The sequence below is a fragment of the Pseudomonas sp. URIL14HWK12:I6 genome, from assembly GCF_000514195.1.
GTDB lineage: Bacteria > Pseudomonadota > Gammaproteobacteria > Pseudomonadales > Pseudomonadaceae > Aquipseudomonas > Aquipseudomonas putida_A.
Map to the genome: position 1 here is coordinate 1 of NZ_AZVL01000004.1, position 15161 is coordinate 15161.

Genomic DNA, 15161 nt, shown 5'->3' on the forward strand with positions numbered 1-15161 from the left:
GGTCACGAGTCAGTACCCGAATTTCTTGACGACCATAGAGCGTTGGAACCACCTGATCCCATCCCGAACTCAGAAGTGAAACGATGCATCGCCGATGGTAGTGTGGGGTTTCCCCATGTGAGAGTAGGTCATCGTCAAGATTAAATTCCGAAACCCCAATTGCGAAAGCAGTTGGGGTTTTGTTTTGCCCGCAGGAAAGTGCTTCTCTCGTCAGAGTCAGACGGCACGAGAGTTCCAACCGTCGCCGGGACTGCCATTAGGGAAAATCCTTCTGAAGTGACCACTCGGTTTTTGGTATGGTGCAGCTCGTTTTTTAACGGACTGATGTCATGCCCACGGATCGGCACTCAATTTATGTCAAAGAGTTGCTGTAGAAATGCCTGAACCCATCCCGATCAAGGATCACGAAAAAGAGACGCGTCTGGTCAACAAGCGGTTGATCGCCTGCGCTCTGTTCGTCTTTGCCATCAGTTGCGCGCTGGTGGTACGCCTGTACATCCTGCAAGTGGTTGAATACGACTACCACTCGACCATCTCTGAAAACAACCGCGTGCACGTCTTGCCGATTCCGCCGACAAGAGGCCTGATCTACGATCGCAATGGTGTGCTGCTCGCTGATAACCGTCCCAGTTACAACCTGATCATTACCCGCGAACGCGCCACTGATGTTAATCAGGAGCTGGACGAGGTAATTAATCTGCTGCATTTACCCGCCGAAGATCGTACGATTTTCGATAAGGCCATGAAGCAGTCCCGTCACCCATTCACCCCGGTGACACTGTTCTACGAGCTGACGGAGGAACAAATCGCCGTGTTGGCGGTTAACGAGTTCCGTTTGCCTGGCCTCGATGTCGAGCCGCAGTTCGTTCGGCATTACCCGTTGGGGGCGCACTTCGCGCATTCGATCGGCTACGTTGGCCGGATCAACGAAAAAGAATCCAAGACCCTCGATTCGGTAGAGTACCGCGGCACGCAGTCCATCGGAAAAACCGGTATCGAACGCTTCTACGAAGCGCAACTGCACGGTCACGTTGGCTATGAAGAAGTTGAGACCAACGCCCAGGGCCGAGTATTGCGGGTGCTCAAGCACACCGATCCGGTCCCTGGCAAAAACATCGTTCTAAGTCTCGACGTCAAACTGCAGGAGGCTGCGGAAGCCGCACTGGGCGACCGTCGTGGCTCGGTGGTGGCTCTCGACCCGTCCACCGGTGAAGTGCTGGCCATGGTCAGCAATCCGAGTTTCGACCCGAACCTGTTCGTCACTGGCATCAGCTCCAAGGAATACTCGGCGCTACGCGATTCCATCGACCGCCCGCTGTTCAACCGTGTGTTGCGCGGCCTCTATGCGCCGGGCTCGACCATCAAGCCGGAAGTGGCAATCGCCGGCCTCGATGCCGGTGTCGTGACGCCGCAGACCCGCGTCTTTGACCCAGGCTACTACCAACTCCCGGATTTCGATCACAAGTACCGCAACTGGAACCACAGTGGCGATGGCTGGGTGGACATGGACGCGGCAATCATGCGCTCCAACGACACCTACTTCTACGATCTGGCACACAAGCTCGGCATCGATCGCCTGCACGACTACATGGCGATGTTCGGCCTTGGCGAAAAGGTCTCGCTGGACATGTTCGAAGAGTCGCCCGGTTTGATGCCGTCTCAGGCCTGGAAGCGTGCCACGCGCCGTCAGGCCTGGTTCCCGGGGGAAACGGTGATCCTGGGTATCGGCCAGGGTTACATGCAGGTTACGCCGCTACAACTGGCTCAGGCTACCGCACTGATTGCCAACAAGGGCGTATGGAATCGTCCGCACTTGGCGAAGACGGTCGATGGTGTGGCGCCGGTCGACGAGCATCCGATGCCGAATATCCTGCTTAAAAACCCGCGTGACTGGGATCAGGTCAACCACGGGATGCAGATGGTGATGCACGATGCCCGGGGTATCGCGCGCGCCGCAGCGGCAGGTGCGCAGTATCGGATTGCCGGTAAGAGTGGTACCGCGCAAGTGGTAGCGATCAAGCAAGGCGAGCGCTACAACCGGGAGAAAACCCTCGAACGTCATCGCGACAACGCCTTGTTCGTTGGTTTCGCTCCGGCGGAGCACCCGAAGATCGCCATCTCGGTGATGATCGAAAACGGTGAGGCCGGTGGCCGAGTGGCCGGCCCTGTGGTGCGGCAGATCATGGACGCCTGGTTACTGGACCAGGACGGCCACCTCAAGCCGCAATACGCGGCACCGGCCAAGCCGCCGGGTGATCCCCACGTCTAACCCGAGTCAGCTTCACAGCACCGCCTCTCGCCGGCTGAGCTGTGAAGCTCTTACGTTTGGGCAACTGACTACTTGCAACTGTAACCCTCCGGCATCGTGACGCTGTAGTTGCGTTGCATGCGATCCTGGAAGTTCAAATTCTGCAGGCCCTGCTCGACCAGAAACGCTTCGACCTTGGCGGCCTGACAGTCCTCGTTATAAGACGACGCCCGCAGCAGATACACCGTGCGCTTACTCGCCTCATCCCGGGCGGTGACAGTGAAGGTACTGAGGGTGGTGTAGCCGATACGCTCTGACGTTCCCACCGGGCCATAGGTCGTATTGGGCTTACTGGTACAGGTCAGTCGGTCATCTTTCTTCTTGGCGTTCTTGCACACGGTCGTAGTGCTGGTTGGAACTTGCCCATAGTCGGTGGCGGTATAGCGATAAGACACTTGCCGGCTGCCGATATCGAGAGTGACGGTCATTTTGATCGGCGCGTGATTCCTGGGCAGGCTGGCGTCGGTATAAACCTCCTGAAAGCCTCTGTCTTTCAGTGCGTTGACCATGTCGCGAAGATAGTAGCGGGCATTCAGTGCGTTCTCATCGGCGCCGTTGGCCGAGGTCACCAGCACGGTTGCCTTTCGATCGAACGGATAGTCCGGATCAGGTATTGCGTTGAGTGCTACGTCTATTTGCGTGGCGCAGCCGCCAAGCAACGCGGTCAGCATTAATAGGACGCAGAACAAATAACGGGACATGACAAAGACGCCTTGCAACTAAGGATTGAATAAAAGTTAAACGGATGAGGGGGCGATAAATAAACCGCCACCAGCGGGCTTAGTCTTTCTGGTATTCCAGCAGATCGCCCGGCTGGCAATCGAGCGCGGCGCAGAGCTTGTCCAGAGTTGCCATCTTCACGCCTTTGACTTTGCCGTTTTTTAGCAATGACAGATTCGCCTCGGTGATCCCGAGCAGGGCGGCTAACTCTTTTGAACGAATTTTTTGCGTGGCCATGACTACGTCAAGGCGGACAATAATGGTCATTATATTGTTCTATATGTATTGGCTTTGCTCATCGCTGAGTACTTTTGCGTCACGCATGATAATTGAAAAAATACAGAGTAATACGCCTTTGATTATTTCGTAGGCAGATGCGGAAGACATGCCGATCGAGAACTGGAAAATCCGATCCCCCGGCGGCAGATCTATCGACAACGCCAGACCTTGCAAGGTCTCTATTAACGGATAGGTCGCCGGAGAAACGATGCAGAGCACGCCTACTCGCCAGAGGACCCTGATGTTGCGGTCGGTCCAGGTTTCGCCGCGCGACAAGCGCAGAAAGAACAAACCGGTCAGCCATAACGCGTAAGCCGACAGGACCACGGGCAGGAAATCCAGAAAGACGATCAGCGCCGTGACCGTTGATGACAGCCAGGTGTCGGGATCAAGCAGTGCACCTTCGACAAACGGGTCAAGCAATTGCGGCGAGCCCTCAGCAAAGGCATAGAGCAGGCCCGCCAGCATTTCATCCTTTTTGAAGAACCAGATCGTTGCGTTGCCGCCGACCTCCGTTACCCCCAGAACCCAGACGAGAATTGCTGCCAGCAGCCCGATCCAATGCATGCGCTGCAGCGCCAATCCGTTGATGCGAGTACTCATGAAAATTCCTGGTTGCTACAATTTGGTAGCGAATTCTCGATGATAAATTATCTAATAACAATAATTAATTTTGATTTTGTTGTTTTGGTATCCTCTTCTGATCCGGCTCCGCATGGTCGCTCGCAATGGTGCGGGGAGTCGGTAGGCTGGCCAGCGCGCCGACAGGTGCTCCGAGTGGGGAATCAACAAACCTGTCGGCGAAACTGAAACCCCTGCTACATCAGGCCCCTGGCACCGGGCAACTCATGTCACCTTCCTGACACTTAAAATACTGCTTCAGCGCCTCGACCCGCACCTTGGTCACCTCGGTCAGGCAATTGCTGTAAATCAATGGATAAACACTCCCGCCGTCCACACCGGACGCGGAAAACTTGCATTCGGCATCACGAAAGCCGATCCACGCCCGCTGCGCGCTCACCAGCAGCTTTTTGCTGTCGGCGTTGTCCTTCAAACGGTTAGTGATCTGCTGATACACCGCGTTCAGCTCCTTGTCCGCTGCCTTGAATTCCTGCCCGGCGCACTGGTTCATGGTGGCCTGATCGCTGGCGTTGGCGCAGTCGACGGCGGCGTGGGCGAGAGGCGTGAACAGGACGGGTGTCAGGGCCAGGAGCAAGCGTGGGAGCATGGTTAATCTCACTGTGTCGGATGAAGGTGCAGAGCAGTTTAGCGGCTATGGTGCTTCTATTCAGGAACGCGCAGTCGAGAGGCTCCGAGCAGGCGATCCGCAGTGGCTGCGATCTCCTCGCCGTCATGAAGCATTTCCAGCCAGTGGGCAGGAATCGCCCGAACGCCATAATAGGCCCCGGCCAATTGACCGACGATCGCGGCAGTGGTGTCAGCATCATCGCCGAGGTTGGCGGCTTGCAGAATCGCCGCTGTAAAACTGTCGGTGTGATGAAAACACCACAGCGCGGCTTCCAACGACTCAACGCTGTAGCCGCTGCCACGGATATCATTGACTGATTTGGCCAGATAATCTCCTCGAGCAATCGCGGCAACTTTAGGCTCAGTGAAAGCTGAGCGCGGCAGCCTGCACAGTTCGCTTTTGCAGGTACCGAACAGCGCGTTGGCGATCAGTTCGGCAAACAATTGACAGCATTCGATGGCTTCAGGGGCCGCGTGGGTTGTCCGCGAACTGTCGCTGGCGAACTGGCGGATCTGCTGGACGTCAGGGAAGAAAAACAGCACCACCGGCGCCAAACGCATGAGTGAGCCGTTGCCGGCGGTAAACGGGTCGGTTGACCCTGCAAAGGGCTGACCGGTTTGCTGATACTGCGACAGTGCCTGACTGACGGTCATTCCAATATCGAAACAATCCCCCGTCGAGCTGAGATATCCCCACCGCCACCAGTTCAGATAGCGTCCCATCTGGTCCGCCGCATCGAATGTGTTTTTGCTCAGAAGACTCTCCGCCAGGCACAGCGCCATCGAGGTGTCATCCGTCCATTGTCCGGGCTTCAAGTGAAAGGGGCCACCGCCGACCATGTCCGTCAGCGGCTGGAATGAGCCTCGTGGCTTGAACTCCACCGTGGTGCCGACGGCGTCGCCGCAAGCGAGACCGAGCAGAGCGCCGCGATAACGTTCGGATAGAGATGGCTGCATGCTTCGTCCTTGTTTGTTTCCATTTCGCTGGAAAAGGTAACAGGTTCAGCGAGAGGGTTGCGTCAGTCATTCACTCATTCAACGATCGGAAATGCCGCCGAATGTTTCCTTTGGACTGAACAGGTGCAGCCCTTTGATACAACTTCAGGTTGGACATGTGGTCATACAAGCCTACTGTTCAAAACAGGAGGTGACTTATGAAACCGGTACCCAATAGTTTCGAACGCAAAATCACGCTCAAGGCGCCGCGTTCTTATGTCTGGCGCGCATTGGTCGATGCCGAGGCGTTTGGCCAGTGGTTTGGTGTGGCGCTGGAGGGCAGGCGGTTCATTGCCGGGGAATGGACGCAAGGGCAGGTCACGTATCCTGGTTATGAACACGTGTTGTGGAACGTGCTCGTCGAGCGGGTCGAGCCACAGCAGTTGTTTTCGTTTCGCTGGCACCCGTACGCGGTCAATCCACAGATCGACTATTCACAGGAGCCGACGACGCTGGTCAAGTTCGAGCTGCAGGATTACGAGGGCGGCACTTTGCTCAAAGTGTCCGAGTCCGGCTTCGCGCACATTCCCGACGTGCGGCAGAAGGAGGCGTATTACATGGACAGCCGTGGCTGGGAGGAACAGCTGAGTCGACTTGAACAGTTTCTCGCCGAAAGCGCCAAGACCCGCGAGCGTGATGGTGACTGACTGCGCAATCTTCGAACCCTGGTTGCAACGCTGGGCGCTGGTACCGGACGGTGAGCCGGTCATCACCCCCGGCAGCCGTCTGTTGCCGGTGCGTTTTGGCGACACGCCGGCCATGCTCAAGGTTGCGCTGGATACCGACGAGCAATTCGGCAATCGACTGATGACTTGGTGGGACGGTGAGGGCGCAGCGCGGGTGCTGGCCCATCACGAGGAAGGTTTGTTACTGGAACGGGCTATGGGCCGGCGTTCGTTGATGCACATGGCGCTCAACGGTGAAGACGACGAAGCCACGCAGATCATGTGCACGACACTAGCGCGCTTGCATGCGCCGCGCCCGACGCCGCCACCGCCGCTGGTGGAGCTGGCACCGTGGTTCGCCTCGCTGCGCGTGGCCGCGGCCGAACATGGCGGGACCTATGCCCTGAGCCTGCGAGCGGCTGAAGCCTTGCTCGCAGATCCGCAGGACGTGGTGGTGCTGCACGGTGACATGCACCACGACAATGTTCTCGATTTCGCTGCACACGGCTGGCTCGCTATTGATCCCAAACGAATACGCGGCGAGCGCGGTTATGACTACGCCAACCTGATCTGCAACCCGGACTTGCCGACGGCTGGCGATTCACAGCGATTGCGCCGGCAGGTTGAGGTGATCGTCGAGGCGTCCGGGCTTGATCGCCGACGCTTGCTGCAATGGGTGCTGGCGTTTGCCGGATTGTCGGCCGCCTGGTTCTTGGAGGACGATGCGCAGCAACAGGCTGCCCAACAGCTGCAGGTCGCGCAAATCGCCGCTTGCCTGCTGGATGACTGAGAGGGCTAAGGGTTTTCGGAAGGGCTGGTATAGCGAATGTCTTACACGCGGTGGTAGCTTTTGCGACTATTGCCGATTGGATCCACGGCGTAATCTACACCCATCAACTGAGACACAGGGAGTGTTTCAGGATCACGGATGATCGACCATAGCAAGGATCGCTGCCGACAGGGAGTCGATAATGGTCTTGGGAAAAACCCGCTTCGGCGGGTTTTTTTTCGCCTGCAGAAAAGTGCTTGTGTCGAGCATCTGTAGCGAGGGGATTTATCCCCGATGGGTAGCGAAGCGACCCAAAAAAGGGCCCGCTGCGCAGTCCATCGGGGAAAAATCCCCTCACCACAGGAATCAAGCAATCAAGAGGCGATCAGCTGCCGCAACACGTAGTGCAGAATCCCGCCGGACTTGAAGTACTCCACCTCATTTAACGTATCGATGCGGCACAGCACCTCGATTTTCTCCTGGCGCCCGTCTTCACGGGTGATCACCAGCGTCAGGTTCATGCGCGGGGTCAGCTCGACACCGGTCAGGCCCTGAATATCCAGGGTTTCCTTGCCGGTGAGGTTCAGGCTCTTGCGGTTCTGATCGAGCTTGAACTGCAGCGGCAACACGCCCATGCCCACCAGGTTGGAACGGTGGATACGCTCGAAGCTTTCAGCGATCACCGCTTTGACGCCCAGCAGGTTGGTGCCTTTGGCCGCCCAGTCACGGCTGGAGCCGGTACCGTATTCCTGACCGGCGATCACCACCAGCGGCGTGCCCGAGGCCTGATACAGCATGGCGGCATCATAAATCGGCATTTTCTCGCCGCTCGGGATGTAGATCGTGTTGCCACCTTCTTCGCCGCCGAGCATCTCGTTACGAATGCGGATGTTGGCGAATGTGCCGCGCATCATCACTTCGTGGTTGCCACGCCGTGAGCCATAGGAGTTGAAGTCCCGCGGCTCCACGCCTTTTTCGCGCAGATAGCGCCCGGCCGGACTGTCAGCTTTGATGTTACCGGCAGGGGAGATGTGGTCAGTGGTTACTGAATCGCCCAACAGCGCCAGAACCCGCGCGCCCTTGACGTCGGTGATCACCGGCAAAGGTCCGGAAATGTCGTCGAAGAACGGTGGATGCTGGATGTAGGTCGAATCGTCCTGCCACACATAGGTGGCGGCCTGCGGCACCTGGATCGCTTGCCATTGCTCGTCGCCGGCAAACACCTCGGCGTATTCCTTGTGGAACATCGCGGTGTTCACCTGATTCACCGCCTCGGCGATTTCCTTGCTGCTCGGCCAGATGTCGCGCAGGTAAACCGGATTGCCTTGCTGGTCATTACCCAGCGGTTCAGTGCTGATGTCGGTGCGCACGCTGCCGGCCAAGGCGTAGGCGACCACCAGCGGTGGCGAGGCCAGCCAGTTGGTCTTGACCAGCGGATGCACCCGGCCTTCGAAGTTGCGGTTGCCGGAGAGCACCGACGCCACGGTGAGGTCGGCTTTCTGAATGGCTTTCTCGATCGGTTCCGGCAGTGGCCCGGAGTTGCCGATGCACGTGGTGCAGCCATAACCGACCAGCGAAAAGCCCAGTTGATCGAGGTATTGCGTCAGCCCCGCCGCCTTGTAGTAGTCGGTGACCACTTTCGACCCGGGTGCCAGCGAACTCTTGACCCACGGCTTGCGGGTCAGGCCTTTTTCCACGGCTTTTTTCGCCAGCAGACCGGCCGCCATCATCACGCTCGGGTTGGAGGTGTTGGTGCAGGAGGTGATCGCGGCGATTACCACCGCGCCGTTTTTCAGGCGATAGGTGTGGCCTTCGTATTCGTACTCGGTTTCGCCGACCAGATCGGCGTTACCCACGGCCACGCCACCGCCGCCCTCGCTTTCCAGACGGCCTTCTTCTTTGCTGGTGGGCTTGAATTGCAGGTCCATGAAGTCACTGAAGGCCTGCGCCACGTTCGGCAGCGAAACCCGATCCTGCGGGCGCTTTGGTCCGGCCAGACTGGCTTCGACGCTGCCCATGTCCAGCGCCAGGCTGTCGGTGAACACCGGTTCCTGACCGGGAAGGCGCCATAGGCCCTGGGCCTTGGTGTAGGCCTCGACCAGTTTCACCACTTCGGCCGGGCGACCGGACAGGCGCAGGTATTCGAGGGTTACGTCATCGACCGGAAAGAAGCCGCAGGTCGCGCCATATTCCGGGGCCATGTTGGCGATGGTCGCGCGGTCGGCCAGTGGCAGGTCGGCGAGACCGTCGCCGTAGAATTCGACGAATTTGCCGACCACCCCTTTTTTGCGCAGCATCTGCGTGACGGTCAGCACCAGGTCGGTGGCGGTGATGCCTTCCTTGAGTTTGCCGGTGAGTTTGAAACCGATCACTTCCGGAATCAGCATCGACACCGGTTGGCCGAGCATCGCCGCTTCCGCCTCGATCCCGCCGACGCCCCAGCCGAGTACGCCGAGGCCGTTGATCATGGTGGTGTGGGAGTCGGTGCCGACCAACGTGTCGGGGAAGGCGTAGGTGCGGCCGTCCTCATCCTTGGTCCACACCGTGCGCCCGAGGTATTCGAGGTTGACCTGGTGGCAGATCCCGGTGCCTGGTGGCACCACGCTGAAGTTATCGAAGGCGCTCTGGCCCCAGCGCAGGAACGCATAACGCTCGCCGTTGCGCTGCATCTCGATGTCGACGTTCTGTTCGAAGGCGCTCGGGGTGGCGAATTTGTCGACCATCACCGAGTGGTCGATCACCAGATCCACCGGCGACAGCGGGTTGATTCGCTGCGGATCACCGCCGGCCTTGGCCATGGCGGCGCGCATCGCGGCGAGATCCACTACCGCAGGTACACCGGTAAAATCTTGCATCAATACACGGGCCGGGCGGTACTGGATTTCCCGGTCGGAGCGGCGCTCCTTGAGCCAGGCAGCGATGGCCTTGAGGTCGGCGCCAGTGACAGTTTTTTCATCTTCCCAGCGCAGCAGGTTTTCCAGCAGGACTTTCAGCGACATGGGTAGCTGGTCGATATTGCCAAGGCTCTTGGCGGCATCGGGCAGGCTGAAATAGTGGTAGGTCTTATCGTCGATTTGTAGAGTTTTAAGGGTCTTCAGACTATCGAGGGACGGCATTACGATCACTCCTTTGAATCCGCACGGCTACGGATTGAGGGGACGGGCAGAGCTATCAACGTAGCCCTGTTTTCAGTAGCTGGCTAATAACTGGACTCTATGGGCAAGTCCAAGGTTCCGACATCGGCTATCATGCGCCGGTTTTCGTGACAGGCTTTGCTTCACCGCAAGGCTTGAGCAGCAGGGGCCGAATGTCCGCCCTCTGCCCAGGAGTAAGAATGAACACCCTATTCATGCATTGCCGACCAGGCTTCGAAGGCGAAGTCTGTTCGGAGATTTCCGACCTCGCCGCCAAACTCAACGTAGCTGGCTACGCCAAGGCCAAACCGGCCACCGCGTACGCCGAGTTTGTCTGCACCGAAGCAGACGGTGCCGAGCGCCTGATGCGCGGTCAGCGTTTCGCCGAACTGATTTTCCCGCGGCAATGGGCGCGTGGCGTCTTCATCAATCTGCCGGAAACCGACCGTATCAGCGTGATCCTCGAGCACATGGCGGACTTCCCGGTCTGCGGCAGCCTGTGGCTGGAAGTGGTCGACACCAACGACGGCAAAGAGCTGTCGAACTTCTGCAAGAAATTCGAAGGCCCGCTGCGCAAGGCGCTGACCGGCGCCGGCAAACTGGTGGACGACGCGAACAAACCGCGCCTGCTGCTGACCTTCAAGAGTGGTCGCGAAGTGTTTCTCGGCATGGCCGACGCCGGCAACTCGGCGATGTGGCCGATGGGCATTCCGCGCCTGAAGTTTCCGCGCGAGGCGCCAAGCCGTTCGACCTTGAAGCTGGAGGAGGCCTGGCACCACTTCATCCCGCGTGATCAGTGGGACGAGCGCCTGCACAGCGACATGACCGGCGTCGATCTCGGCGCAGCACCGGGCGGCTGGACCTGGCAATTGGTTAACCGCGGCATGCTGGTGACCGCCATCGACAACGGCCCGATGGCTGAAAGTCTGATGGACACCGGGCTGGTGCAGCACTTGATGGCCGACGGCTTCACCTTCAAGCCCAAGCAGCCGGTGGACTGGATGGTCTGCGACATCGTCGAGAAGCCGGCGCGTAACGCGGCGATGCTTGAAGAGTGGATCGGCGAGGGCCACTGCCGCGAAGCGGTGGTCAACCTCAAACTGCCGATGAAACAGCGCTATGCCGAAGTGAAGCGCTTGCTCGAACGCATCGCCGATGGCTTCAAGGCGCGCGGGATCAAGGTGGATATTGGCTGCAAGCAGCTGTATCACGACCGCGAGGAAGTGACCTGCCATTTGCGTCGGCATGACATCAAGAAAGCCAAATCCCGCTAAGTCACCACTAAACCCTGTGGGAATGATCTCTGTGGTGAGGGGATTTATCCCCGATGGGATGTAGCGCATCCCCAGTCTTTGCGGCCGCCCCGCAAGCCATCGGGGATAAATCCCCTCGCTACAGATGACTGAGCACCCGGCAATGCGCGACAATGCCGGCCAGTTTCAGGAGTGAATCATGAGTGAAATGATCGACACGCCGGTCGACGGCACCCTCGACGCCACCGGTCTCAATTGCCCGGAACCGGTGATGATGCTGCACCAGCACATCCGAGACCTGGTACCTGGCGGCCTGCTCAAGGTGATTGCCACCGATCCCTCGACCCGTCGCGACATTCCCAAGTTCTGCGTGTTTCTCGACCACGAACTGGTGGGCCAGCACGAAGAGGCTGGTACTTATCTGTACTGGATCCGCAAGAAACAAGCCTGACCCTCAGGCAAACGCAAAATCCAATGTGGGAGCGGGCTTGCTCGCGAAAGCGGTGTGTCAGTCACTGTAAATGTCGACTGAAACACCACTTTCGCGAGCAAGCCCGCTCCCACATTTTTTTTATCCTGCGTAAGGGTTTTAGCCGGCGCTGCGACTGATCCGAATACGTTTGCGCGCGCTGCGGGTCAGGCGGATCGACAGCATGAGTGCCGCGCAGCTCAAACCGACGATCAAACCCTGCCACAAGCCGCTCGGGCCACGCGGTTCGCCGAGCCAGTCGGTCAGGCCGAGGGCGTAACCCACCGGCAGGCCGATGCCCCAGTAGGCGAACAGGGTCAGGATCATCGTCACCCGGGTGTCCTGATAACCGCGCAGAGCGCCGGCAGCCGTCACTTGGATCGCATCGGAAAACTGAAACAGCGCCGAGTACACAATCAGCATCGCCGCGATGTGGATCACCGTCGGATCAGCCGTATAGATCGACGCAATCGGCTCGCGCAGCAACAGCATCATGCTCGCCGAAATACAGGCGTAAGCCAGTGCAGTGCCCATGCCGACACCGGCGGCAAAGCGTGCTTCACGCGGCTCTTCACGGCCCAAGGCCTGGCCGACGCGTACGGTCACCGCCATGCCCAGCGAATACGGAATCATGAACACCAGCGAGCTGACGTTCAGCGCGATCTGATGCCCGGCCACCACGGTGGCGCCGAGGCTGCCGATCAGCAGGGCGATCACCGCGAAGATGCTCGACTCGGCAAACACCGCGATGCCAATCGGCAGACCGATCGCCAGCAGACGCTTGATCACCGCCCATTGTGGCCAGTCGAAACGGCTGAAGATCTCGCTCGAACGATAGGCCGGCGCCCAGCGCTCGTAACCGGCCAGCCCCAGCGCCATGACCCACATCACGATGGCCGTGGCCCAGCCGCAACCCACGCCGCCCATGGCCGGCACGCCGAAGTGACCATAGATGAAGATGTAGTTCAGCGGAATGTTCAGCGCCAGACCGCACAGCCCCAGCACCATCGCCGGGCGGGTACGGCCGATGCCGTCACTGGTGCAGCGCAGCACATGATAGAACGCCACCGCCGGCAGACCGCTGGCAATGCCGTGCAGGTATTGCATGCACGGGCCGATCAGCTCGGGATCGACCTTCATCAGATGCAGCACCGGTTCGGCGGCGACCAGCATCGCTGTCGCGATCAGGCCCACCACCAGCGCCAGCCACAGCGCCTGACGCACGATCGGGCCGATTTCACTGTGGGTGCCAGCGCCAAAACGCTGGGCGACTTTCGGCGTGGTGGCCAGCAGGGTGCCGGTCATCAGCAGAAACACCGGGACCCAGATCGAGTTGCCCAGCGCTACCGCCGCCAGATCTTTCGGCCCGACGCGGCCGGCCATCACCGCATCGACGAAGCCCATCGCGGTAGTCGCCAGTTGCGCGATGATGATCGGCAAGGCCAGGGCGAGCAGGTTCCTGAACTCCAGGCGAATTCGCGCGGGGCGGGTGAGTGAGGCAGCGAGAGGTTGATCAGTAACAGAATTCACAGGCAAAGCGTCCACAGGTGTTGATGCGCAAGGCGCCGCATTCTACGCCGCTGACGTGACAGTCAGGAAAAATCCTCTGTTGCGGATTTGTAATCATCGATGCCATCCACTGTGGCGCTGGCCCAACGGTGGATCTGCACCTAAACTGCCGATCCCCTCAAGGAGCCCGCCATGCTGATTGTTGCCGACGAAAATATTCCGCTGCTCGATGCCTTTTTTGCCGGTTTCGGCGAGATCCGCCGGGTGCCGGGCCGTTCCATCGATCGTGCAACGGTCGAGCAGGCCGATGTGTTGCTGGTGCGCTCGGTGACCAACGTCAACCGCGCGTTGCTCGAAGGCAGCAAAGTGCGTTTCGTCGGCACCTGCACCATTGGTACCGATCACCTCGATCTCGATTATTTCAACGAGGCCGGCATCAGCTGGTCCAGCGCGCCTGGTTGCAATGCGCGGGGCGTGGTCGATTACGTGCTGGGCAGCCTGATGACTTTGGCGGAAATTGAAGGCGTAGATCTGCCACAACGTACTTACGGCGTCATCGGTGCCGGTGAAGTCGGCGGCCGGTTGATCAAGGTCCTCAAGGGCCTAGGCTGGAATGTCAAAGTTTGCGATCCGCCGCGTCAGGCAGCCGAGGGCGGCGATTACGTCAGTCTCGAGCAGATCATCGAGCAGTGCGACGTGATCAGCCTGCACACGCCGCTGACGCGCACCGGCGAGGGCGCGACCTGGCATCTGTTTGACGAACAGCGTTTGCAACAGCTCCAACCCGGCACCTGGCTGATCAATGCCGCGCGTGGGCCGGTGGTGGATAACGCTGCGTTGCGCAAAGTGCTGCTTGCGCGTGAAGACCTGCAAGCGGTGCTCGACGTCTGGGAAGCCGAGCCTGAAGTCGATGTCGCCCTCGCCGAACTCTGCGTGCTCGCCACGCCGCACATTGCCGGTTACAGCCTCGATGGCAAACAGCGCGGGACGGCGCAGATCTATCAGGCCTATTGCGCATTTATCGGTCAACTGCCGAGCATCCAGCTCAGTGACCTGTTGCCGGCACCGTGGCTGTCAGAAGTGACCCTGCACGCCGACAGCGATCCGGCCTGGGCGCTGGCGATGTTGTGCCGCGGGGTGTACGACCCGCGCCGCGATGATGCGGATTTTCGCCGCAGTCTTGTAGGCAATGTCACTGAACAGCGTGCGGCCTTCGATGTGTTGCGCAAGCAGTATCCGGTGCGGCGCGAGATCGAGGGGCTGAAGGTGCGGATCGACGGTGATTCGCCGCAGTTGCAACAGATTGTGGCGGCGCTGGGGGCGGTGGCGGTCTAGAAATAAAATTGGCTTTATCGCTGGCAAGCCAGCTCCCACAAGTTCTCTGTGTTACGCAAGATCTGAACTGACCACTGGACCTGTGAGAGCGGGCTTGCCCGCGATGGTTGCACCACAATCGTCAATTTGTGGGCAGAAAAAACCCGGCCAAACAGGGGCCGGGTCAGGAAGACGGTGGCTATATCACTTTTGTTCGGCAGGCTTGACCAATCGCTTCTCCAGTTCGCGGCACGCGTCCTGGATCATGTCTTCAGTGATCGGTACTTCACGCCCATCCTTGTCGATAATCGAGCAACCCAGAGGTTGGCCGGGCTTGGTGCGGATCACTTGAATCTTGTCATCGCTGCTGTGTTGCAAGGACATGGCCTGTCTCCTCATCAGGTTGTGCACGTAGATTAAAACCGCCACGTGACCAGGCTGTGACAACACCCTTGGGTCTGTCAAAAGCGGCACCTCCAGTCCAACAGAAATGACCG

General features: G+C 59.2%; 14 protein-coding genes and 1 rRNA gene. 7 read left to right on the forward strand and 8 right to left on the reverse strand.

The window, feature by feature from the left end; genetic code table 11:
• Positions 1–24: 24 nt before the first annotated feature.
• Positions 25–140: ribosomal RNA gene (gene rrf / locus H043_RS0108125) — 5S ribosomal RNA — on the forward strand.
• Between the two features lie 236 nt (positions 141–376).
• The gene (mrdA, locus tag H043_RS0108130; RefSeq protein ID WP_027611428.1) at positions 377–2269 is read left to right on the forward strand and encodes a penicillin-binding protein 2; all 1893 of its coding nucleotides are present in this window, start codon (positions 377–379) and stop codon (positions 2267–2269) included.
• Positions 2270–2337: 68 nt separating this feature from the next.
• Here mrdA and H043_RS0108135 read toward each other — a convergent pair whose 3' ends face one another.
• The 5 genes from H043_RS0108135 to H043_RS0108155 all read right to left on the reverse strand — a co-directional run bounded on the left by H043_RS0108135 (position 2338) and on the right by H043_RS0108155 (position 5512).
• Entirely contained in the window at positions 2338–3009 is a 672-nt protein-coding gene (locus tag H043_RS0108135) for a hypothetical protein (RefSeq protein WP_027611429.1), read from the reverse strand.
• 79 nt (positions 3010–3088) lie between these two features.
• Positions 3089–3295 carry a helix-turn-helix transcriptional regulator gene (locus tag H043_RS0108140; RefSeq protein WP_003226632.1) on the reverse strand — a complete coding sequence of 69 codons (207 nt, stop codon included), beginning with the start codon at positions 3293–3295 and terminating at the stop codon, positions 3089–3091.
• Positions 3296–3304: 9 nt separating this feature from the next.
• Positions 3305–3910 (reverse strand): DUF2975 domain-containing protein, encoded by a 606-nt coding sequence (locus tag H043_RS0108145; protein WP_027611430.1) that lies wholly within the window; start codon positions 3908–3910, stop codon positions 3305–3307.
• A 220-nt stretch (positions 3911–4130) separates the two neighbouring features.
• Complete coding sequence (locus H043_RS0108150) at positions 4131–4535, reverse strand: lysozyme inhibitor LprI family protein (protein ID WP_027611431.1); 405 nt, start codon at positions 4533–4535, stop codon at positions 4131–4133.
• A 56-nt stretch (positions 4536–4591) separates the two neighbouring features.
• Positions 4592–5512: an ADP-ribosylglycohydrolase family protein gene (locus H043_RS0108155; RefSeq protein WP_027611432.1), complete on the reverse strand. Its 921-nt coding sequence runs from the start codon at positions 5510–5512 to the stop codon at positions 4592–4594.
• Between the two features lie 197 nt (positions 5513–5709).
• Here H043_RS0108155 and H043_RS0108160 point away from each other — a divergent pair, with 197 nt between their 5' ends.
• Together H043_RS0108160 and H043_RS0108165 are read left to right on the forward strand one after the other, a co-directional pair.
• Positions 5710–6198 (forward strand): SRPBCC family protein, encoded by a 489-nt coding sequence (locus H043_RS0108160; RefSeq protein ID WP_027611433.1) that lies wholly within the window; start codon positions 5710–5712, stop codon positions 6196–6198.
• Positions 6191–7006 carry an aminoglycoside phosphotransferase family protein gene (locus H043_RS0108165; RefSeq protein WP_081730199.1) on the forward strand — a complete coding sequence of 272 codons (816 nt, stop codon included), beginning with the start codon at positions 6191–6193 and terminating at the stop codon, positions 7004–7006. Before H043_RS0108160 ends, H043_RS0108165 begins: the two co-directional genes overlap by 8 nt.
• A gap of 353 nt (positions 7007–7359) precedes the next feature.
• Here H043_RS0108165 and acnA read toward each other — a convergent pair whose 3' ends face one another.
• Positions 7360–10101: an aconitate hydratase AcnA gene (gene acnA / locus H043_RS0108170; RefSeq protein ID WP_027611435.1), complete on the reverse strand. Its 2742-nt coding sequence runs from the start codon at positions 10099–10101 to the stop codon at positions 7360–7362.
• A gap of 218 nt (positions 10102–10319) precedes the next feature.
• On the opposite strand from acnA, the gene rlmM reads away from it, so the two are divergent.
• Entirely contained in the window at positions 10320–11393 is a 1074-nt protein-coding gene (rlmM, locus tag H043_RS0108175; RefSeq protein WP_027611436.1) for a 23S rRNA (cytidine(2498)-2'-O)-methyltransferase RlmM, read from the forward strand.
• Between the two features lie 178 nt (positions 11394–11571).
• Positions 11572–11823 (forward strand): sulfurtransferase TusA, encoded by a 252-nt coding sequence (tusA, locus tag H043_RS0108180; RefSeq protein ID WP_003226616.1) that lies wholly within the window; start codon positions 11572–11574, stop codon positions 11821–11823.
• Between the two features lie 138 nt (positions 11824–11961).
• Here tusA and H043_RS0108185 read toward each other — a convergent pair whose 3' ends face one another.
• Positions 11962–13371, reverse strand: a complete 1410-nt coding sequence (locus H043_RS0108185) for an MATE family efflux transporter (protein ID WP_027611437.1) — start codon at positions 13369–13371, stop codon at positions 11962–11964.
• A gap of 171 nt (positions 13372–13542) precedes the next feature.
• On the opposite strand from H043_RS0108185, the gene pdxB reads away from it, so the two are divergent.
• Positions 13543–14685 carry a 4-phosphoerythronate dehydrogenase PdxB gene (gene pdxB / locus H043_RS0108190; RefSeq protein ID WP_027611438.1) on the forward strand — a complete coding sequence of 381 codons (1143 nt, stop codon included), beginning with the start codon at positions 13543–13545 and terminating at the stop codon, positions 14683–14685.
• A 183-nt stretch (positions 14686–14868) separates the two neighbouring features.
• On the opposite strand, the gene H043_RS0108195 is transcribed toward pdxB, so the two are convergent.
• The gene (locus H043_RS0108195) at positions 14869–15048 is read right to left on the reverse strand and encodes a PA1571 family protein (protein ID WP_027611439.1); all 180 of its coding nucleotides are present in this window, start codon (positions 15046–15048) and stop codon (positions 14869–14871) included.
• Between the last annotated feature and the right edge of the window lie 113 nt (positions 15049–15161).

Excerpts from the sequence above, each read along its gene's own strand:
- mrdA (WP_027611428.1), top strand. The coding sequence starts at position 377 with ATGCCTGAACCCATCCCGATCAAGGATCACGAAAAAGAGACGCGTCTG.
- H043_RS0108135 (WP_027611429.1), bottom strand. The coding sequence starts at position 3,009 with ATGTCCCGTTATTTGTTCTGCGTCCTATTAATGCTGACCGCGTTGCTT.
- H043_RS0108140 (WP_003226632.1), bottom strand. The coding sequence starts at position 3,295 with ATGACCATTATTGTCCGCCTTGACGTAGTCATGGCCACGCAAAAAATT.
- H043_RS0108145 (WP_027611430.1), bottom strand. The coding sequence starts at position 3,910 with ATGAGTACTCGCATCAACGGATTGGCGCTGCAGCGCATGCATTGGATC.
- H043_RS0108150 (WP_027611431.1), bottom strand. The coding sequence starts at position 4,535 with ATGCTCCCACGCTTGCTCCTGGCCCTGACACCCGTCCTGTTCACGCCT.
- H043_RS0108155 (WP_027611432.1), bottom strand. The coding sequence starts at position 5,512 with ATGCAGCCATCTCTATCCGAACGTTATCGCGGCGCTCTGCTCGGTCTC.
- H043_RS0108160 (WP_027611433.1), top strand. The coding sequence starts at position 5,710 with ATGAAACCGGTACCCAATAGTTTCGAACGCAAAATCACGCTCAAGGCG.
- acnA (WP_027611435.1), bottom strand. The coding sequence starts at position 10,101 with ATGCCGTCCCTCGATAGTCTGAAGACCCTTAAAACTCTACAAATCGAC.
- rlmM (WP_027611436.1), top strand. The coding sequence starts at position 10,320 with ATGAACACCCTATTCATGCATTGCCGACCAGGCTTCGAAGGCGAAGTC.
- tusA (WP_003226616.1), top strand. The coding sequence starts at position 11,572 with ATGAGTGAAATGATCGACACGCCGGTCGACGGCACCCTCGACGCCACC.
- pdxB (WP_027611438.1), top strand. The coding sequence starts at position 13,543 with ATGCTGATTGTTGCCGACGAAAATATTCCGCTGCTCGATGCCTTTTTT.
- H043_RS0108195 (WP_027611439.1), bottom strand. The coding sequence starts at position 15,048 with ATGTCCTTGCAACACAGCAGCGATGACAAGATTCAAGTGATCCGCACC.